The sequence below is a fragment of the Pseudomonas sp. PA27(2017) genome (assembly GCF_001945445.1).
Taxonomy (GTDB): domain Bacteria; phylum Pseudomonadota; class Gammaproteobacteria; order Pseudomonadales; family Pseudomonadaceae; genus Aquipseudomonas.
In genome coordinates, this window is sequence record NZ_MSXW01000029.1 from 23,600 (window position 1) to 47,490 (window position 23,891).

The 23,891-nt window shown below is 65.2% G+C and carries 22 protein-coding genes; 8 read left to right on the plus strand and 14 right to left on the minus strand.

Features of this window, described 5'->3' with window-relative positions:
• Positions 1 to 161: 161 nt before the first annotated feature.
• The 6 genes from BVH06_RS16255 to BVH06_RS16280 all read left to right on the plus strand — a co-directional run bounded on the left by BVH06_RS16255 (position 162) and on the right by BVH06_RS16280 (position 6,145).
• Entirely contained in the window at positions 162 to 2,066 is a 1,905-nt protein-coding gene (locus BVH06_RS16255; RefSeq protein ID WP_371915298.1) for a methyl-accepting chemotaxis protein, read from the plus strand.
• A 144-nt stretch (positions 2,067 to 2,210) separates the two neighbouring features.
• Positions 2,211 to 2,600 (plus strand): response regulator, encoded by a 390-nt coding sequence (locus BVH06_RS16260; protein WP_075934780.1) that lies wholly within the window; start codon positions 2,211 to 2,213, stop codon positions 2,598 to 2,600.
• A 103-nt stretch (positions 2,601 to 2,703) separates the two neighbouring features.
• Positions 2,704 to 3,030, plus strand: a complete 327-nt coding sequence (locus BVH06_RS16265) for a hypothetical protein (protein WP_075934781.1) — start codon at positions 2,704 to 2,706, stop codon at positions 3,028 to 3,030.
• A 190-nt stretch (positions 3,031 to 3,220) separates the two neighbouring features.
• The gene (locus BVH06_RS16270) at positions 3,221 to 4,189 is read left to right on the plus strand and encodes an XdhC family protein (RefSeq protein WP_075934782.1); all 969 of its coding nucleotides are present in this window, start codon (positions 3,221 to 3,223) and stop codon (positions 4,187 to 4,189) included.
• Between the two features lie 2 nt (positions 4,190 to 4,191).
• Positions 4,192 to 4,743 carry an NTP transferase domain-containing protein gene (locus BVH06_RS16275; protein ID WP_075934783.1) on the plus strand — a complete coding sequence of 184 codons (552 nt, stop codon included), beginning with the start codon at positions 4,192 to 4,194 and terminating at the stop codon, positions 4,741 to 4,743.
• Between the two features lie 289 nt (positions 4,744 to 5,032).
• Complete coding sequence (locus tag BVH06_RS16280) at positions 5,033 to 6,145, plus strand: metallophosphoesterase (RefSeq protein ID WP_075934784.1); 1,113 nt, start codon at positions 5,033 to 5,035, stop codon at positions 6,143 to 6,145.
• Positions 6,146 to 6,148: 3 nt separating this feature from the next.
• Here the strand turns inward: BVH06_RS16280 and BVH06_RS16285 are convergent, their stop codons facing one another.
• The 3 genes from BVH06_RS16285 to BVH06_RS16295 are packed head-to-tail and all read right to left on the minus strand — an operon-like array spanning position 6,149 to position 8,631.
• Positions 6,149 to 7,813 carry a phosphoethanolamine transferase gene (locus tag BVH06_RS16285; protein ID WP_075934785.1) on the minus strand — a complete coding sequence of 555 codons (1,665 nt, stop codon included), beginning with the start codon at positions 7,811 to 7,813 and terminating at the stop codon, positions 6,149 to 6,151.
• Positions 7,814 to 7,825: 12 nt separating this feature from the next.
• Complete coding sequence (locus tag BVH06_RS16290) at positions 7,826 to 8,365, minus strand: cytochrome b/b6 domain-containing protein (RefSeq protein ID WP_075934786.1); 540 nt, start codon at positions 8,363 to 8,365, stop codon at positions 7,826 to 7,828.
• Entirely contained in the window at positions 8,365 to 8,631 is a 267-nt protein-coding gene (locus tag BVH06_RS16295) for a PepSY domain-containing protein (RefSeq protein ID WP_075929884.1), read from the minus strand. The genes BVH06_RS16290 and BVH06_RS16295 overlap by 1 nt, the downstream gene beginning before the upstream one ends.
• A 151-nt stretch (positions 8,632 to 8,782) precedes the next feature.
• Here BVH06_RS16295 and BVH06_RS16300 point away from each other — a divergent pair, with 151 nt between their 5' ends.
• Both BVH06_RS16300 and BVH06_RS16305 read left to right on the plus strand, forming a co-directional pair.
• Positions 8,783 to 9,448, plus strand: coding sequence for a response regulator (locus tag BVH06_RS16300; RefSeq protein WP_075934793.1), 666 nt, complete (start codon positions 8,783 to 8,785; stop codon positions 9,446 to 9,448).
• Positions 9,445 to 10,806: an ATP-binding protein gene (locus tag BVH06_RS16305; protein ID WP_075929885.1), complete on the plus strand. Its 1,362-nt coding sequence runs from the start codon at positions 9,445 to 9,447 to the stop codon at positions 10,804 to 10,806. The genes BVH06_RS16300 and BVH06_RS16305 overlap by 4 nt, the downstream gene beginning before the upstream one ends.
• 31 nt (positions 10,807 to 10,837) lie before the next feature.
• Here the strand turns inward: BVH06_RS16305 and BVH06_RS16310 are convergent, their stop codons facing one another.
• The 11 genes from BVH06_RS16310 to BVH06_RS16360 all read right to left on the minus strand — a co-directional run bounded on the left by BVH06_RS16310 (position 10,838) and on the right by BVH06_RS16360 (position 23,174).
• A complete protein-coding gene (locus BVH06_RS16310) occupies positions 10,838 to 11,875 on the minus strand; it encodes an HlyD family secretion protein (protein ID WP_075934787.1) in 1,038 nt (345 codons plus the stop codon).
• Complete coding sequence (locus BVH06_RS16315) at positions 11,872 to 13,962, minus strand: hypothetical protein (RefSeq protein WP_075934788.1); 2,091 nt, start codon at positions 13,960 to 13,962, stop codon at positions 11,872 to 11,874. The genes BVH06_RS16310 and BVH06_RS16315 overlap by 4 nt, the downstream gene beginning before the upstream one ends.
• A 14-nt stretch (positions 13,963 to 13,976) precedes the next feature.
• The gene (locus BVH06_RS16320) at positions 13,977 to 15,305 is read right to left on the minus strand and encodes a glycosyltransferase (protein ID WP_075929888.1); all 1,329 of its coding nucleotides are present in this window, start codon (positions 15,303 to 15,305) and stop codon (positions 13,977 to 13,979) included.
• Entirely contained in the window at positions 15,305 to 16,681 is a 1,377-nt protein-coding gene (locus BVH06_RS16325) for a diguanylate cyclase domain-containing protein (protein ID WP_075929889.1), read from the minus strand. The genes BVH06_RS16320 and BVH06_RS16325 overlap by 1 nt, the downstream gene beginning before the upstream one ends.
• 128 nt (positions 16,682 to 16,809) lie before the next feature.
• Positions 16,810 to 18,759, minus strand: a complete 1,950-nt coding sequence (locus BVH06_RS16330; protein WP_371915297.1) for a DUF4105 domain-containing protein — start codon at positions 18,757 to 18,759, stop codon at positions 16,810 to 16,812.
• The gene (locus tag BVH06_RS16335) at positions 18,756 to 19,076 is read right to left on the minus strand and encodes a DUF2388 domain-containing protein (RefSeq protein WP_013792566.1); all 321 of its coding nucleotides are present in this window, start codon (positions 19,074 to 19,076) and stop codon (positions 18,756 to 18,758) included. Before BVH06_RS16335 ends, BVH06_RS16330 begins: the two co-directional genes overlap by 4 nt.
• A 75-nt stretch (positions 19,077 to 19,151) precedes the next feature.
• Positions 19,152 to 19,469: a DUF2388 domain-containing protein gene (locus tag BVH06_RS16340; protein WP_075934790.1), complete on the minus strand. Its 318-nt coding sequence runs from the start codon at positions 19,467 to 19,469 to the stop codon at positions 19,152 to 19,154.
• A gap of 182 nt (positions 19,470 to 19,651) precedes the next feature.
• Positions 19,652 to 19,864 (minus strand): DUF1127 domain-containing protein, encoded by a 213-nt coding sequence (locus BVH06_RS16345; RefSeq protein WP_074881216.1) that lies wholly within the window; start codon positions 19,862 to 19,864, stop codon positions 19,652 to 19,654.
• Between the two features lie 387 nt (positions 19,865 to 20,251).
• On the minus strand, positions 20,252 to 21,688 hold the full coding sequence (locus BVH06_RS16350; RefSeq protein WP_075934791.1) for an NAD(P)(+) transhydrogenase (Re/Si-specific) subunit beta: 1,437 nt from the start codon (positions 21,686 to 21,688) through the stop codon (positions 20,252 to 20,254).
• 3 nt (positions 21,689 to 21,691) lie between these two features.
• Positions 21,692 to 22,003 carry an NAD(P) transhydrogenase subunit alpha gene (locus BVH06_RS16355; RefSeq protein ID WP_074881214.1) on the minus strand — a complete coding sequence of 104 codons (312 nt, stop codon included), beginning with the start codon at positions 22,001 to 22,003 and terminating at the stop codon, positions 21,692 to 21,694.
• A 52-nt stretch (positions 22,004 to 22,055) separates the two neighbouring features.
• Positions 22,056 to 23,174: a Re/Si-specific NAD(P)(+) transhydrogenase subunit alpha gene (locus BVH06_RS16360; RefSeq protein WP_075929892.1), complete on the minus strand. Its 1,119-nt coding sequence runs from the start codon at positions 23,172 to 23,174 to the stop codon at positions 22,056 to 22,058.
• Positions 23,175 to 23,891 lie beyond the last annotated feature (717 nt).

The following is a 23,891-nucleotide window of genomic DNA, read 5'->3' on the forward strand; positions in this document are numbered from 1 at the left end:
TGCCAAATGCGTCCCCCTGTTCAACGCGCCGCGCAGACGGTGCGACAACAGGCAACCCTTCGCTTCGTAATCAGAACTGCCGAAGTAAATTGAATAGGTGAAACGTCGTGCTCAGAAACATCCCCTTGAGCCTCAAGCTCTTGTTGATTCTCGCCTGCCCGTTGCTGGGCTTTCTCTGGCTGGCCGCTCTGCAGGTCAACAGCAGCTACCAGACCTTGCAGGAGATGGAGCGGACCCAGGAGGCCAGTGTCGTCGCGCAGAAGGTCAGCCAACTGATCACCGTATTGCAGCGCGAGCGCGGCGCCAGTGGCGTATTCCTGGGCAGCCAGGGCAAGACCATGCAGGACGTGCTGCTGCGCATGCGCGGCCAGACCGACACCGCCCTGGCCGACGCACGCGCGCTGGGCAATGTCGATGCCGGGCTGAATGAGGCGCTGGCTGCGTTGAGCGGGCTGGATGCCATGCGTGGGCAGATCGACAAGCTGGCGATCAACAACCGTGAGTCCGGCGCGCGCTTCACCGACATCATCCGCAAGCTGGTCGGCTACACCCACGCCGTCGAACGCTCGGTCAAGGATCCGACCTTGTCGCGGGCGCTGTCCTCGCTCAACCAGTTCATCGAGATGAAGGAGCGCGCTGGACGCGAGCGCGCGACCTTGGGCGTGGTGTTCAATCAGGATCGCTTCGATGCGGACCTGCTCTCTACCTTCAGCCGCAACCTTGGCGAGTTCACCGCCTATTCGGAAGGCTTTCGCCGCAACGCTTCGCCAGAGTTCGTGCGCAAGCTCGACGAGAAGATGCAGCAGCCCAGCGCCCTCGAAGTGGCGCGCTTGCAGAAGCTGTCTTTCGACACGCCGATCGGCGATTCCCTGGGCGTGAAGGCCACCGACTGGTTCCAGACCTCCACCAATCGCATCGACCTGATGGGCGAGGTGGAAAGCGAGCTGGGGCAAAGCGTCGGTGACCTGGCCGCCCAGGCGCGCGCGAAAGCGTCGGCCATGTTGTGGACGACGGCCATCAGCGTGCTGATCGCCATGGCGGTGGTGGGCGCGTTGTCCTACCTGATCATCCGCAACATCAACCTGGCGGTGGGCGAGGCCAACCGTGCCTTGCTGGCGCTGTCGCAGCGTGACCTGACGGCCCGTTCGGGTTATGTGGGCAAGGACGAGTTCGGCGAGATCACCCGCAACCTCAATATCATGGCCGAGGAACTGACGCAGATCGTCCAGGAAATCGGCTCGGCCACCGCCCAGGTCGCGACCGCGGCCGAGGAGTGCTCGGCGGTCACCCTGCAAACCAGCAACAGCCTGGAGCGTCAGCGCCAGGGCACCGAGCTGGTGGTCACCGCCATCAACGAGATGAGCGCCACGGTTCGCGAAGTGGCGCAGAGCACCAACGACGCCGCGGAGATGTCACGCCAGGTCAACCTCAGCACCACCCAGGGCCGCCTGGAAATCGAGCGCACCGTCGAGGTGATCCGTGAGCTGTCGACCCAGGCCGATGACACCGCGCGCATCATTGGCGACCTCAAGCACGAAAGCGATTCGATCTCCTCGGTGCTCGACGTGATTCGCGGCATCGCCGACCAGACCAACCTGTTGGCCCTCAACGCGGCCATCGAGGCGGCACGCGCTGGCGATCACGGTCGCGGCTTCGCAGTAGTGGCCTCCGAGGTGCGTACCCTGGCGCAGAAAACCCAGGAGTCCACCGGCAACATTCAGGAGATGATCGCCAACCTGCAGCGCGGCTCCGACCTGGCCACGCAGTCCATGCAGGAAACCCTCGGCAAGGCCCGCGCCGGTGCCAGCAACATCGAGCGTGCCGGCGACCTGCTGGGCGATATCGCCTCGGGCGTTTCCAGCATCAGCGACCGCAACATGCAGATCGCCGCGGCGGCCGAGGAGCAGAGCGCGGTGGCCGAAGACATCAACCGCAACGTGGTGGAGATCAACGACGTGGCCATCCAGGTCAGTTCCGGTGCCGAGCAGACCGCCGTCACCAGCCAGGAACTGGCGCGCCTCGCCGATCACCAGCAGAAGCTGGTGGGCCGCTTCCGCCTGGCCTGATCGGGCCCCGGCCCATCGTCGCCCGCCGAGTTGGCGGGCGACGATCCCGCCTCGCACGCGCCACCAGTCGGCGCCATGAAAAATTAATGAAATCTTGCCTGGCCGAGCCGGTCAGAGCCTGACCCTTACTGCCGGATCCCAGCGATGCCACTGATAGTCATAGCCGAAGACGAACGCTCCATCAGGGAGATGCTCGTGGAGATCTTCGAAGACGAAGGCCACGAGGTCAAAGCCTTCCCCTGTGCTGACGACGCCTGGGAATACCTCGCCAGCAGTGACGGCCAGGTGGACATGGTGCTTACCGATTTCAGCATGCCCGGCGACATCGACGGCATCTTTCTCGCGCACCTGATTCGTGACCGTTTCCCGGATCTGCCGATCATCATTTCCTCGGGCTTCCTCGGGGCCTCCACGGATTTCGACGGCCTCAACGTCGCCGTGATACCCAAGCCCTGGAGCGTTGCCCAGCTGCTCGCCATGTGCGCGTCGATGACGCCAGACAAGGCTCAGCAGCCCGGCACTCCGCGCGGCTGAGCGTCCCACGCCAGCGACCAAGGCTCACTGTGACAGGTGAGTGCGCAGAAATCGCGGCGGGTATGTAAAATCGCCGCCCCGTTTTACTGCTGGAGATGCCATCTTGGCCATTCACTTCTCGCCTTCCTCGAACACCATCGCCTGCGGCCGTAGCGGCGCGAGCCTGAGTACCACCGAGGATCAGGCGCAGGTTTCCTGCAAACTCTGCCTGCGTTCGCTGGACAAGGCCGCTGCGCCGGTCACCACCAACCGCACGCCAACCCTGGCCGAACTGCGCGCTGCCGCCCGCGCCGCCAAGGCCCCGGCCAAACCCGCCGAGAGCGCCGAGAAAGCGACCCTGAGCGTGAAGGCCGCCTGGCAGCAGAGGATCGAGCAACTGCCGGGCCGCAATCGCCTGCCCCGTGGTGCTGCGCGCCAGAGCTTCGTCTGATTTTTCGGGCTGCGCTGCGGCCGTATCCCGTCGCGTTAGGCGCCTCTTCCATAGGCGCCAGATCCCTGGCCCGATCAGCCGCTGCCCGCCGGCAAATACACTGAACCGAAGCGCCAACCCGGCCACCAAATTGCATGCTGAAATGGTGCCGCCGTGCGTGCGCCCGGTGCCGTGGAATGAGGGGGTGTCGATGAAGCAACTTGACCTGCAGGTGATCCAGCAGGCTCTCGGCTGGCTGCAGCAGGGCCATGGCGTCTGGCTGTGCACTGTGCTGTCGACATTCGGTTCGGCACCGCGGGCGCCGGGAGCGATGCTGGCGGCGCTGGCGTCCGGCGCCTCGTGCGGCTCGCTGTCCGGTGGCTGCGTCGAGGAGGATTTTCTCGAGCGCGTGCAGAATGCCGGGTTCGCGCCCTGCAACCAGATCGTGCGCTACGGCGAAGGCGGCCTGACGCCCACCCGCGCACTGCCCTGTGGCGGCGTGCTGGATGTGCTGGTCGAGTACCTGCAGCCCGGCGAGGCCGTGCAGCGCATGCTCGGCCAGGTCGAGCAGGCGCTCGGCGGTGGCGAGTTGCTGGTGCGCGAAGTGCCGCTGGGGGAGGCCAGCAGTCGCTGCCGGCCCGGCAGCATGAGCGATGCGAAGATCCATCGTAGCGCCGAGCAGGTGTCGATTCGCATCGGCGCCGTGCTGCGCGTGGTACTGGCCGGCTGGTCGCCGGTAGCCGAGTTCTGCGCCGGCTTTGCCGTGGCGCTTGGTTATGAAGTGATCGTCTGCGATCCGCGCGCCGAGATCATCGCCGAGGTGAATGTGCCAGGCGTGCAGGCTATCGAAATTCTGCCGGCGCGGTTCATCGCCGAGCAGGGCGCCCACAGCGCCACGGCGATCCTCGCCCTGACCCATGACCCGCGCATGGACGACCCGACCCTGATCGAAGCGGTGCGCACCGAGGCGTTCTACATCGGCGCCATGGGCTCCCAGCGCACCAGCGGCAAACGCCTGGAGCGCCTGGCCCGCTTGGGCGGTTTGCAGCCTGGAGATATGGCACGCATCCACGCGCCCATCGGCCTGCAACTGGGCAGCAAAGCCCCTGCGGAGATCGCCCTGGCGACCCTGGCCGACGTGCTGCGTGTCGCCAACGGCATCGACCGCGGCGCGCTGTAGTCATGACCGACGGCCCGGTGGTCATCGTGCTCGCTGCCGGGCGCGGCACGCGTTTTCGTACTTCCGGCGGTGACGGCAGCAAGCTGCAGGCCGACCTGCACGGCAAGCCCGTGCTCGACCACGTGCTGGCGGCAGTCCAGCGTTCCGGCCTGGCGCACCATGTGGTGCACCGCGCCGCTGGCGACGGCATGGCCGACTCGATCGCCGCCGGTGTGCGGGCCACGGCGGCGGCGTCGTGCTGGCTGATCCTGCCGGGCGATCTGCCGCTGATCGGCGCGCCGAGCCTGCGCCAGGTGGCCCAGGCGCTGACGCAGCAGCCGGTAGTGGTACCGACTTTTCAGGGCAACCGGGGCCATCCGGTCGGCTTCGCCCGGGAATGCTTCGAGGCACTTGCCGACCTGAGCGGTGAAGCGGGCGGCGCCTCGGTGGTGCAGCGTTATCGCCGTGAGGGGCGGGCTCTGCTGCTGCCACTCGATGATCCGGGCATCCTAACCGACGTCGATACCCTGGCTGACCTGCTGCGCGTGCGCGCCCTGCTGGCTGGCGGCAACTAGCGCGGCCATTGGGCCGTGGCGCTAGCGGGCAGCCTTCGATTATCACTATCGACGCAAATGATGCGGTGCCTGCGGGCTTTACCGATACCCTGTACCTCGATGAACACAACACCATGGGCTTTCGAAAGAGGCCGGTGGTCTCTCCGGTTCATCATCCTTTGGTTACCGCCTCCCTGATGAGGCGGTTTTTTTTGCCCGGGAAAAATGTGGCGAACGCGAGCTGCACCCGCAGGTGACGGCGCTGTCACAGAGGGCGGCATCCGATTCATCTTGAGCGAGCGAGATAAACGTGTTCCACCTGATCACGGCCATCCTGGCCCTCTATGTATTCTGGCGAATTGTCTGGCCGCAGCGCTGGCCGCGATCGGTCAAGGCGCTGCTGGGTGTATTGATCCTGGCGGTTGCCGAGCACCACCTGGTGACCCGTCAGTTCTTCGGCAGCATGGCCTCGCCGGAGATTCCGGGCACGTTGCTGATGGTGCTGGGCTGCGCCTTCGGTGCACTGCTCATCAGCGCCATGCTGCTGTTGGTACTGGATATCGCGGCGCTGTTGCCGCGCCTGCGTACCGCCGTCATGGCGCCTCGGTTGCGCGCCGGAGTCGGTATCGGGGCGATCCTGCTGTCGGCGCTGGGCGTCTGGCAGGCGGTGCGGGTGCCGGAGGTGCGCGAGGTGGAAATCACCCTGGCCCAGCTGCCCGCCGAACTGGATGGTTTGCAACTGGTGCAGCTCACCGACCTGCACGCCAGCCGGCTGCTGCAGCGCCCGTGGATGGAGGCGGTGGTCGCCAGAGCCAACGCCCTCGACCCGGACCTGCTGGTGATCACCGGTGACCTGGTGGATGGCACCGTCGCCGCGCGAACCGGCGATGTCGAGCCGTTACGCGCCTTGAAGGCGCGCCTGGGCGTGTACGCGATTGCCGGTAACCATGAGTACTACGCCGAGTACCAGCAGTGGCTGGAGCACTTCGCGCAGTTGGGCCTGCCCATGCTGCTCAATAGTCATGTGACGATCATTGATGCGGGCGCCAGCCTGGTGCTGGCCGGCATCACCGACCCCGCCGCCGCGCGCTTCGGCCAGCCGCTGCCGGATGTCGATGCGGCCCTGGCCGGGGCGCCTAAGGACGCCGCGGTGATCCTGCTCAGCCACCGGCCCCTGGCCGCCTCGTTCAACGCGTTGGCGGGCGTCGACCTGCAGCTGTCCGGGCATACCCATGGCGGCCAAGTGCTGGGCATGCACTGGGTCACCCAGGCGTTCAACGAGGGTTACGTGTCGGGCGAGTACGCGGTCGGCGATATGCGCTTGTATGTGAGTAACGGCACCGGCCTGTGGAACGGCTTCCCGCTGCGCCTGGGCAAGCCCTCGGAAATCACCCGCATCACCCTGCGCTCGGCCGAGGGTTGAGCGTTAGCAGCGTTTTTCGGGTTCCTTGAGCAGCATGCTCAGCAACTGCGGCGGTTGGTGAACCAGGCCCGTGGGCGTTTCGCAGACGCGCTGGATGAAGTTGTCGGTGAACAGCAGTTTGCCGTGCACGAAGTGCTCGTTGGGGCGCAGGTTGGGGTTGTGGATGCGCGTGCCGAGGCGCGCGGCCAGCCATTTGCCGGCTTCGTAATGGCTGATCCAACGTTCGGCCGACAGGCTCGCCATGGTCTCGGCCTTGGCCTCGCGGCCGATGACGATCACCGGCACGTCGCTGACTTCCGGTACCAGATCGTTGTGGCCCCAGTGGCCGCCTTCGCCTAGGCGCTGGCCATGGTCGCCGGTGATGATCAGGTAGCGCTCGCCCTCCAGGCGGTCGAAGTCGGCGATCACCTCGGCCAGCAGGCCGTCCAGGTAATGCACCGAGTTGTCGTAGGCGTTGCTCTGGCCATTGGGCCCCTGATCCACCCAGGGTGCCGGGGTCTTTTCATGGCGGTAGTTCTGCGCGTAGGGCAGGTGCGCGGTGCGCAGGTTGAGCACCACGAAGTTGCGCTGCGCCCAACGCTGCCTGTCGAGTACGTCGAGCAGGGCGCGATCCTGTAGTTTGAGAAAGCGTACCGGATGGTCTTCGCGGGTGATCGACACGTCCAGATAACGGCTGCCCAGGTTGGCCAGCAGCTTGGATTCCTGCGAGGAAATCCAGTGGGTGCGAAAGCCCGCCTGCTTGGCGAAGCGGAACAGGTTGATGTCGCCGGTGCGCAGCAGCGCATCCTTGCCTGGCTCGCGAATCGGGTTGATCAGGTAGGGCAGGCTGACGTCGGTGGCCACGCCAGCGGCGATGCCGGGGCGCACGAAAGCACTGGGATGCTCGCGCAGGTAGTCGGCCAGTCTCGGCGTGGTGTCGCGGTCGTAGCCGAACACGCCGAGGCGATCGCTGCGCAGTGAGTCGGCGACCACCAGCCAGACGTGCTTGGCTTCGCTCAGGCTCGGGCTCAGGGCATAGGGCGCGAAGGTGCTGGGCGGCAGCTCGAACTCCGGCTTGAATGCCAGGTGCACGGCCCAGGCGGAAAACACGTTGAGGTTGTTGTGCAGGGCGCTGCGGCTGGGGCTGGCGGCGAAGGAATCGAGGTTGCGGTAGGTGGCGCGATAGGGTTTGGAGAGCAGCACCACGGCGATCAGCAGCAGCGCCCAGCGGCTCTGCGGCAGGCTGACCCGGCCCGGCAGGCGCCAGTGCAGCACCAGCAGCAGGCCGTAGGGAATGCCCACGCAGAGCAGCACCGGCCAGTGCTCGGCGAAGCTGTGGGCGGCGGTCTCGCGTACTTCGCCGGGGTCGTTGAGCAGCGACTGGATGTCGATGGCGGTCAGCGGCTCGCCGAAGAAGCTGATATTGGCCAGCTGCATCAGTTGCATCACCGCGAACAGCGTCAGGATGATCATGCTCAGCGGGCGCAGGTTGCACAGCCACAGGCCCAGGCTGAACAGCCACAGCACGACCACGTAGCCTGCTTCCAGCTCGGCGTGGTTGTTAGGGGTGAACAGCTGCTGCAGAAAGTCATCGGCGAGCAACAGCCCGCAACTCAGAGTGGCCAGGGCAAGCAGCGACAGCCAGGCGCGCGGGGCGCTGGCACGGCGAGGTGCGAGCAGGGTCAGCATGGGGTTCGAATCTCAGCGATGTTCGGATGGTGGGCGGCGTTTGCCGGTGATCATCGACAGCGGCAGGTTCTCGCCCAGGTGCAGGCTTTCGATCACGGCCGCAGCCATATGGATCGCCACCAGCGTCGCCAGGCCGTTGGCGGCCCAGGCGTGCAGCGTGAGCGGCCAGTCGGCGCCCCACAGGGCATCGACTTCCTGCATCAGAAAGCCGCTGATGCCCAGGGTGGCGATGGCCGTCATCATCAGCAGCATCACCAGGGCGCCGATCGGCGAGTGGCCGAGGCGGCGGTGCGGTTCACCCTCGAGCAATCGGCCGAGGTGGTCGGCAAGGCGTGAGCGGGTTGGCCAGAAGTCCGTCCAGCGCGCGCTGCGCGGGCCGACGAAGCCCCAAATCAGGCGCACGGCGAGCCAGGCGCAGGCGTAGTAACCGAGCCAGGTGTGCCAATCGTCACCTTCCTCGGTAAAGAAATAGTTGGCGACGAAGACCCCGGCTACCGATAGGTGGAACAGGCGGATCAGGGGATCCCAGAGTCGTATCGTCGCCGCCTGCATCAGTCTTCGATCTCGGTCTTGATGGCCTTGCCGCTGACCGGGTCGTGATAGATCTCGACCTTGCGCTTGTCCTTGTCGAAACCGTAGATCTCGTAGCAGTTGCCTTTGGTGACCTTGAACTTGCTGATCTGGTAACCCTGTTCCTTGAGCTTGGCCTGGAACTGCTCCGGGTCCTGCCAGGTCGAGCGGTCGGCGGTGGTGCATTCGGTGCTGGCCATGGCCAGCGGGCTGCCGAGCAGCAGGGCGAAAAGCGCGACGTAACGCATGGTGAGTCTCCTTCTTGGGGTAGTCAGGAGCACCTTGCGACGCGAAGCTTAGGAAAGTCTTAATGGGCAAAGGTCGGTAACATCTACCCCTGCCCAATGCGCCGCGCGAAGCGCATGATGGCGCCGTTTTATCGATGACGAGGTGCGTGCCGTGCGTGTCCTGCTGGTTGAAGATGATCGTGCCCTGGCGCGCGGGATCCGCGTGGCCCTGCGCGGCGAAGGCTATACGCTGGACTGGCTGGAGGACGGCGTCGAAGCCGCCCATGCGCTGCGCAGCGAACGGTTCGACCTGGTGCTGCTCGATCTCGGCCTGCCGCGCCTGGATGGCATGACCCTGCTGCGTCAACTGCGCGCGCGCAGCGAGAACGCCGTGCCGGTGCTGGTGCTCACCGCCCGCGATGCCATGGATGACCGGATTCAGGGCCTGGATGCCGGCGCCGACGACTACCTGGTCAAACCCTTCGACCCCGAGGAACTGAAGGCGCGCATCCGCGCCTTGCTGCGACGCAGCCAGGGCCGTGCCCAGCCGGTGCTGGAGTTCGCCGGCGTGACCCTCGACCCGTCCACCCAGGAGGTGCGTTACCAGGGCCGCGCCGTGCCGATGACGCCCATGGAATACCAGCTACTGCACCAGTTGCTGATTCGCCCCGGCGTGGTGGTCACTCGCGAGCGCCTGGCCGGCGCCCTGTACGGCTGGCAGGAGAGCGGCCCGGGCAATACGCTGGAGGTGCTGATCCACAACCTGCGCCGCAAACTGTGCAGCGAGTTGATCCGTACCGTACGCGGGGTCGGTTATCTGGTGGAGCAGACGTCGTGATTTCCATCCGCACGCGCATTCTGGCACCGACCATCGCCCTGGTCCTGGCCGGCAGCCTGGCCCTGGTGCTGCTGGCCCTGCGCGACAGCCACCGGCAGACCGAAGCGGTCTACGACGCACAACTGGTGCAAGCTGCACGGGTGCTGCAAGGCATGCTGCAGCAGCCCGACGGCCGGCCGGTGGACTGGCAGTTCGTTCGCCAGGCGCTGGATGGCGCCCTGGATCGCTCCGCCGATGGGGTGTTCTCGCACCCCTACGAAATCAACCTGGCGTTCCAGGTATGGGACCGCGACGGTAATCTGCTGGTGCGCTCCGAACAGGCGCCGCACCTGACGAAACTGCCGGCGCCGGGCATTCACGAATTCTTCTTCAACGATCAGGAGTGGTGCGGCGTGCTGCTCGACGACAGCGCAGGCGGCCTGCGCATCTGGGTCGGTGAGCGGGAGGACCTGCGCCAGGACCTGATCCACCAGATTCTCCAGCACACCCTGATGCCGACGCTGGTCTGCCTGCCGTTGCTGGCCGCGTTCATCTGGCTGCTGCTCGGCTGGGGGCTGCGCCCATTGCAGCGCCTGGCCCAACAACTGCGTGAGCGCCCCGAGCACAGCTTGGAGCCGCTGCCGACAGGGCCGCTGCCGCCGGAGCTGGAACCCATGCGCCTGGCTCTGGACGACGTATTGAGCCAGCTGCGCGCGCTGCTCGAACGCGAACGCCGCTTCATCGCCGATGCCGCCCATGAGCTGCGCACGCCTCTGGCGATTCTCGAGATTCACGTGCGTAACGCGGCGCAGGCCGAAAGCGTGCAGGAGCGCGAGGAGGCGCTGGCCTTCCTCAAGCACGGTGTACATCGCGCCACCCGCATCGCCAGCCAGCTGCTGACCATGGCGCGGCTGGAGGCGCCATCGCAGAACCTGCAGCCGCTGGACCTGACCGCTGTGGTGCGCGAGGAGCTGGCCGACCTGGCGCCGCTGGCCCTGAACCGGCGGATCGACCTGGCCCTGGAGGCCGAGGAAACGGCGCTGATTCAGGGCGATCGCGGGTTGATCGTGATCCTGCTGCAGAACCTGGTCAGCAACGCGCTGACCTTCTCGTCACCCGGCAGCGAGGTGAGCGTGCGCGTTTGCCGGGAAGGCGAGGGCGTGCACCTGCAGGTCGTCGATCAAGGGCCAGGCGTCGAGGAGGCCCGCATACCGCGCCTCGGCGAACGCTTCCACAGCGCCGGCAACCCGCAGGGTGCGGGGCTGGGGCTGGCCATCGTCGGCATGATCGCCCATCATCTGGGCGGCTCCATCGGCTTCAGCAACGCCACCCCGCGAGGCTTCAGCGCGGTGGTCAGGTTTCCCGATACGGTGCGATAGGCAGGCTTGCGGCCTGCCAGGAGCACCCTGCTCAGAAGCGCATGCCGAACAGAGTGAAGTGCTCATTCGGGAAGCGCACGCGCACCGGCAGCGAGTCGACGCGCCACTCGTTGGCCAGCGGCTCGGTGAAGCGCGCCGGCACCATCAGCCCGCGGGTGGGGCTGCGAAACGGCTGGCGCAGATCGCTGGGCAATGGGTTGGCGCTCTCTGCCGGATTGATCACTTCCGCCTTGATCCAGTCGCCGTCGGGCAAGCGCACGTCGAGTGGCGAACCGGGGATGGCGTGCTCGACATCCTTGGGGTCCAGGTACACCCACAATTGCGCTGGTCCGCTGCGTTCCAGGCGCATCAGCAGGGTGCCGGGGCCGACATTCTCACCGGGTGCGGTGACCACTTCTGCCACTCGGCCGCGCTCGCTGGCACTGACCTGCATCTGCTCGAGCTGGCCGGCCAGCCAGCGACTTTCCAGTTGCTGCTGGCGCTCATAACGCTCGCCTTCGCTGCTGCCGACGCCGCTCAGGCTGCGCTCGAAATCCAGTAACTCGGCCTCACGGCTGTCCAGGGCATTCTGCGCTTCGACCAGCTCGCCGCGGGTGGCGGCGCCTTGCTGCACCAGCCGACGCGTGTCGTTGACCCGTTGCGAGGCGCGGTTGACCAGGCTCTGCAGCACCGCACGGTTGCGCGCGCCCAGGTCGCCGACCGGTGCTGCAACTGGCGCCGAGCCGCCTTGCAGCAGGTTCAGGCGCAGGCGCCATTCGGGGTTGTCGAGCTCCACCAGCGGCGTGCCGATATCCACGTGATCACCTGCCTGCACGCGGATGCTTTCCACCTGGCCGGGCTGCATGGCGCGCACTTCCATGGTGGGCAGGCGCACCAGCGCGGGTGCCTCGACGCGTATCAGTTCCAGGCCGTAGCGCCCGGCCAGCCACAGGGCGGGCAGCAGGATCAGGAACAGGATCAGGTACCAGCGCAGCCGGAAGGCCAGGCGTTTGCCGGGTGCGTAGAGCACCTGCATGCCGTTGTCCTGGGTCGGGTGTCGTTCTTTCGGGCTATTGAAACGTATCTTCATCGGCTTCTCGGGTAATCGGTCCAGGATTGCCAGTCGATACCGCCCACTCCAGCCGGGCGCAGAGCGTTCTGCCAGTTCACTACCTGTTGTTGCAATTGCGTGTGGGAGGCGTCCGCCCAGCTCAGGTCGGCGGGCTGATCCACCTCCACGCTCTGGGCCAGACGCAGCTTCAGGGCCGGCCATTGTTTGGCGATGGCCAGGGCCCGATTGGCGCTGCTCTGCGGGTTGCGGGTGTAGATCATCAGGCTGATCTCGCCGACCCCGATGCGCTGCAGTTCGCAGGGCACGCAGGGCTGGCGATTGACGTGCTCGTCGAACCACCGCGGGTGGCTGGACAGGTTGAGCGGCCAGGGCGCGGCGGCCTTGGCCTCGCGCACGGTGTCGAGCCAGTCGTGCAGACGCTGATCGGGAACCGGCCAACCGAGCTGCTCGACTTCCAGGTCCAGGTGCAGGGCGTCGAAGGGCAGGTCCCTGAGCTGGCCGATCAGGTCGATCAGCCCCTGGCGTTTGCGCGGTTTCAGCCAGTCCGGGTCGCCGAGCAGCAGGGTGACCCGCATGCCGCGGGCGTGGGCAGCCTGCAGCAAGGCGCCCAGGGCCGGGTGGCTGCGCTGCATGTCAGCGACCTGCAGCGCAGTCAGGCCGACGTGCAACTGGCTGATGCCGGCCTGCTGCAGGGCGTTCAGTTGGCCGCTGCGCTGATGCGCATCGAGCAGGGCGACGCTGTCCCAGATGTACGCGCCCTGGCTCCAGTCGGTTTGCGTGGCCGCCTGTGCCGGCATGACGGTGTTTTCGCCTTGCCAGTGCACCACGCGGTTGCCGAGCAGGCGTTCGAAGCCCGGGCTGTCATCACCGAACAGGCGCAGCGCCGAGTCCTGCAGCCAGGCGCCGTGCCAGGCGGAAATCTGCGCGAAGCCGGCGTTGTAGTGATCGACCTCGGCCTGCAGCAGCCGCAGGCTGGCTTCGCCGGCATCCAGGCTGCCGCGTTGGCGGCGCTCGGCGATGATGGTGTCGAGGGCGTCTCGCCGTTCGCTGCGCCACTGGTATTCGTTGAGTTGGCGGCGCTGCTGCTCCAACACCTTGCCCAGTTCACGCAACACATCGCCGCGCTCGCGCTCCAGCGCCTGCACCGCCGCCTGGTAGCGCGCTTCGCCCTCGCGGCCGCGGGCGGAGCCGTAGTCGAACAGGTCGAAGGGCGCCGAGAAGGTGATGCCGGCGCTCAGGCCACTGCCGTCATCGCTGGCGCCGCTGCGCTGCTCCAGGGTCTGGGCGACGTTGACGTAGGACTCGATGGCGCTGTACCAGGGCTGCTTGCGGCCCAGCTCGGCATTGGCCAGTTCGGCGCTGCGCCCGGCGACGCGCGGGTTGTCTTCGAGCTGCGTCTGCCAGGCCTGCAAGGGTTGCGGGTCGCTGGCCAGGGCCGAGGCGACTGGCGTGTCGTTGCCGTCGACCTGCACGCCGAGGCTTTGCAGGCTGGCGCGGATATCTGTCAGCAAACCGTCCTGCATGGCGCAGCGCTGGGTTACCGCGGTCCATTCGCTGCGCATCAGCTGGGCGTCGGACGGCAGGATCCACTTGCCGTCCAGGCGCGTCTGCACCTGCTGGTCGGCATCGCGTGCGGCGCGCTCGACATCCCGGCACAGGCGCTGCTCCTGGGTGGCCCGCCACCAGTCCGCATAGGTGCTGCGGATGGCCAAACGCTGCTGGGCGCGGCGATAGCCCTGTTCGATCTCGCCGAGGCGAATGTCGCGTTCGCTGTCGCGCACCGCATCCATGCGTCGGCGCAGGCTGCCGAGCAGCGGGTAGCGCACGCCGACCGCGAAGCTGCGCCCGTAGTAATCGTCGCGAACTTCGTCGGTCACCAGTTCGCGGTAACGGCCGACGTTGGCGTTGCCGAACATCTCCCAGCCGGATTCGCTCTCGCGTTGGTCGCGGGCCGCGTAGCGCGCCTGCAGTTCAGCGTTGGCCGCCGGGCTGCCGTCGCCGGCCTGTTGCAGGGCCTGCTCCAGGCTCAGGGGCGTGGCGCCTGCCAGCAGCGGCGCGCAGCACAGCAGCGGCAGCAGCAGACGTGAAGGTCGTGGTGCAGTCATCTAGTAATAGCGCCTCAGAATCGATTGGCCCGCTTGAGCACCCACCAGGGCGCCATGCTCGACTCCTCGTGCCCGCGCCGCAGGGTTTCATTGAGAATGGCGACCACGCTCCAGCAGCGCAGGGCGTACATCGCCAAGGGGTAGAAGGGCAGCACCCAGATCAGCCGCAGGTCCTGCCTGGGCCGCTCGCTGACCATCAGCATCAGGCCCAGGTACAGGAGCGTGCTCATCACCAGGTACAGCGCGTAGATCAGCAGCGAATAGAACACCAGCGCGGTGAACGGCAGGATGATCACCGCCACCAGGCTGTAGCCGAGGATGATGAAAGGCAGCACCAGCTGAAAGAACAGGCCACTGACCATCAGCATCAGGAAGTTCGGCCAGCCGAGCAGGCGCGGTGTGAACACGTGGCGGTGCTTGCGCACGTAGACGAAGAACAGGTCGCCGTCCCAGCGCAGGCGCTGGTCGAGAAAGCCGCGCAAGGTCGCCGGTGCATCGGTATGGCCGATGGCCTGGGGCTCGAACGGAATGCGCAGGCCGTAGCGCCGGAAGTACGCCTTGATGCGCAGGGTCAGGTCGAGGTCTTCGGCGGTATGGGTGTCCCAACCGCCGATCTGCTGCAGGAAGCTGCGGCGAAAGGCCCCGAAGGCCCCGGAGACATTGTTGACCAGGTTCCACTCGGCCAGGCCGATCTTGCACATGTGGATCGACAGCAGGTACTCCAGCGCCTGGATGCGCGCCACCCACGATTGCCTGGCATTGCGCACGCGCAGGCTGCCGGCGACGGCGGGCACCTTGGGGTCACGGAAGTGGCTGACCATGCGCACCACCATGTCGTTGTCGAACGAGGTGTCGCCATCGACGTTGATGAGAATCTCGCCGGTGCTGTACGCCAGGCCGGTGTTGAGCGACGACACCCGTCCGCCGCGCTGCCATTTGGCGATGGGGCGGATCACCCGGTTGCGCGGCAGGCGCTGGTCGGCCTTGAAGCGTCGCACCACCTCGGTGGTGGCCTTGTTCGCGGCGGCGCCGTCGACGATCGGGATGATCTCGATCATGCCGGGGTAGGTCTGCTCGGCCAGGCTGCGCAGGGTCAGCTCGACATCGCGGCCCTCGCTGTAGCAGGTGATGATGCACGACACCCGCGGATGCCAGGTGTTGTGCAGCGGCAGCGCACTTCGCTTGCGTACGAACCAGCGCAGGGTGCCGAGCAGCACCATGAGGTTGAGCGGCACCTCCAGCAGCAGGAAGTACGGGAAAACCATGAGAAACAGCCGCCAATGACCATTGGCGCCATAGATCTCGCCCAGCCACGCGTGCAGATGCTCGACCAGCGCGTTCATCAGAGCTCTCCGGCGAGGCGGGCCATCAGCAGCTCGGCGTCTTCCTTGTCGATCAGGCCGCTGGGGGCGACGCAGCCGCTGGTGGTCAGGCGAATGTCCTGGAGATCCTCTCCGACGAACAGCTCGCTGATTTCGTTGATGCGCTCGACCACCCGGCGCAAACCGGCCGAATCGGTGTACATCAGCAGCAGCCAGAGCTGTTCCTCACTGCTGCGGGTGCAGCGGTCGGTGTCGCGGATGGCCACCTGGATGCGCTCGATCAGGGTGTCGAGCAGGGCGTGGCCGCGTTGTGGGCCCAGGCGTTCGAGTACCCGGCCCAGGTTGCGAAAGCGCATGCCGAGCAGCGCGAAGGTCGGCGCCTTGTGCCGCTCGATCAGCTCCAGCTGCCAGTCGAGCAGGGTCTTGAAGGTGCCGGCGCCGACCACCGGCAGGCCACGGAAGTAATTGTCGGTATTGCGTTCCAGCCCCTGGCGGGCGGTGAGCAGGCCGCCTTCGGACAGCTGATAGTCGCGGATTTCGCGAACCTGCAGCTCGTCCGGCGCGTGGTGCTCGCCGCAATCCAGGCAGCGCGCCTGTACGTCGGCATCGACGAAGAAGGCATCGCAACTGTTGCAGTTGTAGTTTTCCAGTGGTCGGTCGTAGTCGGTGCCGATATGGCGCAGGCGCGTCAAGCAGTTGGGGCAGACGAGGGCACCATCCTTGAGGTACTCGGTCTGGGCGCCGATGTGCCCGCAGGTGAAGCAGTGCAGCGACGGCTGTCGGGCGATGTCCAGGGAATTGCATTCCACGCACACGTCGACGTAGTTCAGGTGGCCACTGCCGCAACTGCGGCACAGGCGGATGCGATCGACCAGTGCGGTGCTGTCGAGCAGGTTGCGCTGGGCCAGGTTCTGCACCTGCGCGAGGCCATTGACCTGGTCATCGCCCAGCGCCTCGAGCAGCGGATAGACGTAGTGCCTGGCCGAAGACGGCGCACGCACTGCCTTGAGCGTGCCTGGCGCGCGCAGCCACAGGTAGGCGAGCAACTGCGCTTCGAGGCCCTCGGGTGCGCGGCCATTGTTGAACAGGCTCAAGCGCTCGCGCCATTGCTGCCAGGCCTGCTGCAGCATGCTCGGCTGCGTGGGCGCCGGGCCGTCGCTCAGCGCCACGGCCAGTGGCGCCTGGCTGGCGCAGTAGATCAGGCTCAGGCGATAAGCTGGCTGGCGCCGCAAGGTTTGCAGCATCGCCAGGTTCTCGGCTTCGCTGGCACTCAGCACCACGACATCGAAGGCCGGCTGCTGCAGCAGGGAGGTGAGTTCGCTGAAACGACTGGCGGCAGGAAAACGCGCGTCGTGGCCTGTGGCTACTTCAGCGATGCGAAGGGTAAGTTCGGACATCGGCTCTTCCAGTCAGGGGGCAGAAGTCCGACTGGAAGGCGCTTTGAAAAGTTCTACAAAGATGTTTCGCGTGTACAAGATCGTGCGCCAAACCTTGAACCAGGCCTCGTTTATTGGCCATGGCGCTCTTACAGCTGCAGCCCACCGCTTTTCTTGTGCAGCTTGCGCAGGTGCTCGCCGAGCAGCTTGAGGTTGGCCTCGTTGGCTTCCAGCTCGGCCAGGCGCTGGGGTTCGAGCAGGCTGCGCACCTCGCCGTCGAGGTCAGCGCTGAGCAGGCTCAGTTGTTGCTGGCGCGTGCGGGTTTCGCTTTCCAGGCGCTGCCATTCTTCCTGCTGCGGCAGGCCGTAACCGCCTTCGAGCAGCTCGGCTGGGCGGCTCAGGAAGCCGGTGTTGGCGAGGATCTGCTCCAGTGCATCACCGGCCTTGTTCAGGCTCGGGTCCTTGGCGGCGCGGCCGGTCAGGTAGCGCTGCTTGAGTTCGTCCTGGGAGAGCAGCAACTGACGGCGCATTGCCGCCTGTTCGAGCAGCAGCATGGCGGCGCTGGCGCGCAGGTCGGCCTGCTCGAACCATTGGCGGCGCTGTTCGGATGGCTGCTCGAGCCAGTCCTCGACGCGCTGTTGGCGGATTGGCAGGCGCTGCTGCAGCACCTTGAACATGGCCTGGTAGCGGTCGCGGAACGAGTCGAAGCGATAACCGAGGCGCAGCGCCTCGCGCGAGTCGTCGAGCACGCTGCCATCGGCCAGGTCGCGGGCTTCGAGCACTTCGAGCAAGCCGATGGGCGTGATGCTGTCCAGTGTCTGCAGGCGCGGATGGTTGGTTCCGCTGCGCAACAGCTTGAGGGTCTCCACCGCACAGTTATTGGAGATGAAGAAATAGTCACCGTCGTAGCTCCAGTGCTGCTCGACGGCGCGGGCGACCAGCTGCTCCAGGCGTTCGCGCGGCAGTTTCAGCGGCACCGAGGCGAGGCTGCGCAGCTCGACCTTGGTGTATTCCTCGATTACCTGGGCCAGGGGCAGCACGAACAGGCGCGACGGGTAGGCGCCGGTCAGGCCGTCCCAGCTCGACAGCTGCACGTCGTTGACGAAGGCGCGGTAGGACAGCACCAGGTGCTGATCCAGATCCAGCCGGCAATCCGGCCCCCGGGGACGGCCCGGTGCGCAGATGACCAGGCGCAACATGCTGTGGCCCCAGCGGCTGGCCATGTTCTGATTGGCCTCGGCGAGCAGGTAATCCACTTCGTAGACGCGTTCAGGGTCGAGGTTGGCCAGCGCCTGCTTGTCGAAATCACGGCCTGCGTTCAGGTAGGCGTAGCCGTTGCCGCAGGGCGCTTGCCTGGCCGGCGACCAGCCGAAGTGCTCGCTGAAGAAGCGCGCCAGGGACGGGCGGCGGCAGGCATATTCGGGGTCGAGGAGAAAGTACTCCATGTTCACCGCGACGAACTCGCGCGGGTTGCTCAGCTCGTAGCTGTCCGGGCTGCGGGCAACCTGACCGTTATGAGTTTCGCGCTCACCGCGTTTTCCGACGCGCTGGGGCCAGCCGGCCAGGTCGAGCAGGCGCGGCTCGTCGCTGAGGGTGAAGCGGCGCTCGGTCTGGCCGCGGCACTCGGCGCGCAGGCCGACCGGGCCCAGGTCGGCATTGTGCCGCTGGCAGCGGCGCAGCAAGGTGCGCTGCTCCGCGCTCCAGTAGGCGCCACGGTCGTAAAGGTGGGTCACTTCATGCAGCACGGTGGCCAGCAGTTCCTGGCGCACGGTGCCATGGGGGCGGCCGTTGCGGGTGGTCGCCGCGCTGCCGTCGGTAAGGCTGGGCAGCAACGTGGCGTTGAGTTCGACGCCGCTGAGGCGCCCGGCTCGGCCGTAATTGTCCGCTGGCATGTCGACCCAGCGCACGGCCACGTCACGGTCCAGCGCTTCGCGCAGGTGCGGCGGCAGGGCAGCATGAGCTTCGTCGAGTAGGGTCTGGCTGGCGTGGCGTTGCTCGGGCGTGAGCCCGGCATCGTCGAGGGCGAATTGCAACTGGGCGTGGCTGGCCGTGCTGACCAGCAGGGTCAGCAGCAGGAGCCAGCCGCGGGCGGTCATCACAGCGCGAGAATGGCTTCTGCGAGTACCTGATCGGAAGCGTTCTGGGCCTCGGGAACCTGGCTGCGCAGCGCGCCGAAGGCGGCTTCGAGCTGGGCGCCACGGATGTCACCTTCGCTGGCGACGAAGCTGGCAGCGTCGTCACGGGCTTCGATCACCACTTTCATGTCGCGGATCGAAGTGGTGGTGTCCGAGGTGAAGTTGATGGTGCGATCCAGCGCGCGGACGATGATGTTGCTGGTGGCCACCAGGGTCTGGGCCTGTACGGCGCCGGCGAACAGGGCCAGCGAGGCGGTGGCGGCTAACAACGGACGCTTCATGAACGGTCTCCGAATGGGGTTTGATTGGCTGCTTGGACGGGGAACGCCTGCCGCAGTTCCGGCAATGACGAATGGTTAGCGAGCTAGGATAGCCTGCGCCAGTTGCGCATCGTCGGCTTGCAGGCTCGGCATGCGTTCGCGGATGTGCTGCAGGGCGTTTTCCAGGTGAGCGCCGCGCACGGCGCCGGCGCTGGCGACGAAGCTGGCAGCGTCGTCTCTGGCGGCCAGCACGACCTTGTTATCGACCACCGAAGAGGTGGCGTTGGAGGTGGTGTCGATGGTGGCGGCAAGTGCGTCGACCAGGGTGTCTGTGGTGACCACGAAGCTGCTGGCGCTGGCGCCGGTAGCGAGGCCGAACAGACTGACGAAGGCGAGGGTGCGGACATTGGGCATGGGCTTGGTCTCTACGGCTCACGGAAAGCCACATTCTAACCGCTCTGCAAGCCTGGGAAGAAAAAGACCGACACAGTTTGTTTACAAGGCAGTGACGATGAGATTACCGCTACCCATGACGACAAAACCCCGCCGGCGCTGCATGCCGGCGGGGTTTTGCGGGAGAAGCTCAGATATTGCGGTTAGCGCCAGAACGGCTTGCTCAGCTCGGCGTAACGCTGGCTCTCGCTGATACCGGCATCGGCCAGCAGACGAGGGTCGAGGCGTGCCAGTTGGCGGCGGCTGACGATCCGGCGCTGCCACAGGAGCAGGGTGGCCAGGATGTTCAGCGGCAGGCTGGTGGCAGATTTGGACGAGTTGTCGACAAGCAGATCGGAACTGAGGGTACGTTCCATGGCGTGCATCCTTCCGCTTTTGGCGGGACTGGTTAAGTTCTGGTGCCCATTTTCGTCCTCGCACGGGATTTGCAGTAGCCACAGCTGAAGTAAATTAGCTGAGCACTAGATAGGTTGCTTTTTAACTGTTCCTACAATTTAGATGGTAACTGTAACGGTGTTTGTGAATTTGCCGTGACTTAGCGTGTTTGGCAGTTTTTTACGCTGAAAATATCTAAATTTTAAGTGAATTAATTGCGGTACAGTTACGATTGTTCGGTATAGTTGCTTAGCTATTTATTTTTTTGAGCAGCAATTCTCGTTACCAATCAGCGCTGCTGTATTTTTCCCTTGACGCCGAATTGCACTCGAAAGGGGCGCGACCGCTCTAGCGCGCCCCTTTGCGGGTCATTCTACGGCCTTGAGCATGTCCTCGATGACCTTCTTGGCATCGCCAAATACCATCATGGTCTTGTCCAGATAGAACAGTTCGTTGTCCAGTCCGGCATAGCCGCTGGCCATCGAGCGCTTGTTGACGATGATGGTCTTGGCCTTGAAGGCTTCGAGGATCGGCATGCCGGCAATCGGCGACTTGGGATCGTTCTTCGCCGCCGGGTTGACCACGTCGTTGGCGCCGAGCACCAGCACCACATCGGCCTGGCCGAATTCGGCGTTGATGTCTTCCATCTCGAACACCTGGTCGTAAGGCACTTCGGCCTCGGCCAGCAGCACGTTCATGTGGCCGGGCATGCGGCCCGCCACCGGGTGGATCGCGTACTTCACGGTCACGCCCTTGTGCGCCAGCTTCTCGGTCAATTCCTTTAGTGCATGCTGAGCGCGGGCCACGGCCAAGCCGTAGCCGGGCACGATGATCACGCTGTCGGCATTGCCGAGCAGGAACGCGGCATCGTCCGCGGAGCCGGATTTGACCGGGCGTTGCTCGCTGCTGCCAGCCGCCGGGCCGGTATCGGTCGCGCCGCCGAAACCGCCGAGAATGACGTTGAAGAACGAGCGGTTCATCGCCTTGCACATGATGTACGAGAGAATCGCGCCGCTGGAACCGACCAGGGAGCCGGCGATGATCAGCATCGAGTTGTTCAGCGAGAAGCCGATACCGGCCGCTGCCCAGCCCGAGTAGCTGTTGAGCATCGACACCACCACGGGCATGTCCGCGCCGCCGATGGGGATGATGATCAACACGCCGATCACGAAAGCCAGGGCCACCAATACGGCGAAGGCCGTGAGATTGCCGGTGAAGGTGAAGTACAGGCCCAGGCCGGCGATGGCAAGGCCGATCAGCAGGTTGATCAGGTGCTGGCCGGCGAACTGTACTGGCGCCCCCTGGAACAGGCGGAATTTGTACTTTCCGGACAGCTTGCCGAAGGCGATCACCGAGCCTGAGAAGGTGATGGCGCCGATGGCCGCACCGAGGAACAGCTCTAGGCGATTGCCGTTGGGAATCGGATCGCTGATCGCGGCAACGATACCCAGGGATTGCGGCTCGACGACGGCCGCGATGGCGATGAACACCGCCGCCAGGCCGATCATGCTGTGCATGAAGGCGACCAGCTCGGGCATCTTGGTCATTTCGACGCGCTTGGCCATGATCGAACCGGCAGTGCCGCCGACCAGCAGGCCGACGATCACGTAGCCGATGCCCTGTACCGCCAGCTCGCTGCCGAGTTTATGGATGAGGCCGAGGGTGGTGAGCACGGCGATGGTCATGCCGATCATGCCGAAGGTGTTGCCGCGCCGCGAGGTGGTCGGGTGCGACAGGCCCTTGAGCGCCTGGATGAAGCACACCGATGCGACCAGATAGAGAAGGGTGATCAGGTTCATGCTCATCGCTTACTTCTCCACCGCCGCTTTGGCGGCCTTCTTCTTGAACATTTCCAGCATGCGTCGGGTGACCAGGAAGCCACCGAACACGTTGACCGCTGCCAGTGCCACGGCCAGGGTGCCCATGGTCTTGCCCAGCGGGGTGACGGTGAGTGCGGCGGCGAGCATGGCGCCGACGATGACGATCGCCGAAATGGCATTGGTGACCGCCATCAGCGGCGTGTGCAGGGCAGGGGTGACGTTCCAGACCACGTGGTAGCCGACGTAGATGGCCAGCACGAAGATGATCAGGTTGTAGATTCCGTCGGAAATCAGATCCATCGCTGTGATCCTTTCTTGTAGTCGTTGGCCTCTCCATAAGGAGAGGAAGGCATCATTTATTGAGGCGCTTGATCTCGCCGCCCGTGCACATCAGGCAGGCAGCGACGATGTCGTCTTCCAGGTCGAGGTGGAAGGCGCCGTCCTTGATCACCAGCTTGAGGAAATCGAGCAGGTTGCGCGCATACAGGGCCGAGGCGTCGGCGGCGACCAGGGCGGGCAGGTTGCCGTGGCCGACCAGGGTCACGCCGTGCTTGATCACCACCTTGTCCAGTTCGGTCAGCGGGCAGTTGCCGCCCTGAATGGCGGCCAGGTCGATGACCACGGAGCCGGGCTTCATCTCGGCGACCGTGGCCTCGTGCAGCAACGTTGGCGCCTTGCGGCCGGGAATCAGCGCGGTGGTGATGACGATGTCGGCCTGCTTGGCACGCTCGTGCACGGCCCTGGCCTGGCGTTCCATCCAAGATGCCGGCATCGGCCGGGCGTAACCGCCGACGCCTTCGGCGCACTCGCGCTCCTCGTCGGTTTCGAACGGCACGTCGACGAACTTGGCGCCGAGGGACTCGATCTGCTCCTTCACGGCTGGGCGCACGTCGGAGGCCTCGATCACCGCGCCCAGGCGTTTGGCCGTGGCGATGGCCTGCAGGCCGGCAACGCCAGCGCCGAGGATCAGCACGCGAGCGGCTTTCACCGTGCCCGCGGCGGTCATCAGCATGGGCATGAAGCGCGGGTAGTGGTTAGCCGCCAGCATCACCGCCTTGTAGCCGGCGATGTTGGCCTGGGAGCTGAGTACGTCCAGGCTCTGGGCGCGAGAAGTACGCGGGGCCGCTTCCAGGGCGAAGGCGGTGACGCCGGCAGCGTTGAGCCGGGCGATGGTCTCGTTGCTGAACGGGTTGAGCATGCCGACCAGTACGGCGCCGCTTCTCATCAGAGCCAGCTCGGCGTCGCTGGGGGCGACCACTTTGAGAATCAACTCGGCGCCGAATGCCGCGGCGGCATCGCCGATGCTGGCACCGGCGGCGGTATAGGCTGCATCGGTAATGCTGGCGGCAATGCCGGCACCGTTCTGAACAGTGACCTGGTGGCCTTGGCCGATCAGTTTCTTGATGGTTTCCGGCGTCGCGGCCACCCGCGTTTCGCCTGCCTGGGTTTCGAGGGGAACACCAATGTGCACGCTTGCATCTCCTGCGATCGTTGCAGATTCACCCAGAGGGCGGCAGAGGTACGGTGTCGACTAAAGTCGTACCGCGGCATTCTGCAAACAGTGCGCGTCGGTAAGCAATATTCATGGAGTAATTATTTTTCATGACTACAAGTTATCGGAGATATTGTTATTTTTCATGCCCGATTATCTCGATAAAATATTGTATTTAAGCCGCTAAAATCGCCTTACATGAGGATATCGTGAATAAATGTCTGAAAATATAACCGCTAATTAAGTAGTGAAGTGCGGCGCGATGTCGCACTGTTCAAAATCATTTACAGATAGATAAAACGGCGTTTTTGAGATTTTTGTAGTAATTTTTTATAGTCGCTACTGATGGGCGTTAGACGTGCTCAAGGGCCTTCCAGGTCAGTCAGGCAGGTTGATGTTTTGGATTTTGCGCGGGATGGAGCGGGCCTTAGAGCCTGTTCAAAGTCTTATCTGCGCATGAAGCGGCAACTACAAGGCAGGAGCAGACACTCAAACCAACCTGTGGGAGCCCCGACCTCGGGGCGAAACGATTGCAGCCTGACTGCCTATTTCGGCGGTGCCTGAGCGATTCGCCGCGAGGTCGCGGCTTGTATGTTCTAGGCTAGGAACCTGTCGGGGGTGGAGGGACATGCGCGGCTTCTGCAAGCGACAAGCCAGACAGTGGGAGAATTCCCCCACCCCATACTCACCGCAAAC

Coding starts and splice junctions, on each gene's coding strand:
- BVH06_RS16260 (WP_075934780.1), top strand. CDS start 2,211: ATGCCACTGATAGTCATAGCCGAAGACGAACGCTCCATCAGGGAGATG.
- BVH06_RS16270 (WP_075934782.1), top strand. CDS start 3,221: ATGAAGCAACTTGACCTGCAGGTGATCCAGCAGGCTCTCGGCTGGCTG.
- BVH06_RS16275 (WP_075934783.1), top strand. CDS start 4,192: ATGACCGACGGCCCGGTGGTCATCGTGCTCGCTGCCGGGCGCGGCACG.
- BVH06_RS16285 (WP_075934785.1), bottom strand. CDS start 7,813: ATGCTGACCCTGCTCGCACCTCGCCGTGCCAGCGCCCCGCGCGCCTGG.
- BVH06_RS16290 (WP_075934786.1), bottom strand. CDS start 8,365: ATGCAGGCGGCGACGATACGACTCTGGGATCCCCTGATCCGCCTGTTC.
- BVH06_RS16295 (WP_075929884.1), bottom strand. CDS start 8,631: ATGCGTTACGTCGCGCTTTTCGCCCTGCTGCTCGGCAGCCCGCTGGCC.
- BVH06_RS16310 (WP_075934787.1), bottom strand. CDS start 11,875: ATGAAGATACGTTTCAATAGCCCGAAAGAACGACACCCGACCCAGGAC.
- BVH06_RS16315 (WP_075934788.1), bottom strand. CDS start 13,962: ATGACTGCACCACGACCTTCACGTCTGCTGCTGCCGCTGCTGTGCTGC.
- BVH06_RS16320 (WP_075929888.1), bottom strand. CDS start 15,305: ATGAACGCGCTGGTCGAGCATCTGCACGCGTGGCTGGGCGAGATCTAT.
- BVH06_RS16325 (WP_075929889.1), bottom strand. CDS start 16,681: ATGTCCGAACTTACCCTTCGCATCGCTGAAGTAGCCACAGGCCACGAC.
- BVH06_RS16335 (WP_013792566.1), bottom strand. CDS start 19,076: ATGAAGCGTCCGTTGTTAGCCGCCACCGCCTCGCTGGCCCTGTTCGCC.
- BVH06_RS16340 (WP_075934790.1), bottom strand. CDS start 19,469: ATGCCCAATGTCCGCACCCTCGCCTTCGTCAGTCTGTTCGGCCTCGCT.
- BVH06_RS16345 (WP_074881216.1), bottom strand. CDS start 19,864: ATGGAACGTACCCTCAGTTCCGATCTGCTTGTCGACAACTCGTCCAAA.
- BVH06_RS16350 (WP_075934791.1), bottom strand. CDS start 21,688: ATGAGCATGAACCTGATCACCCTTCTCTATCTGGTCGCATCGGTGTGC.
- BVH06_RS16355 (WP_074881214.1), bottom strand. CDS start 22,003: ATGGATCTGATTTCCGACGGAATCTACAACCTGATCATCTTCGTGCTG.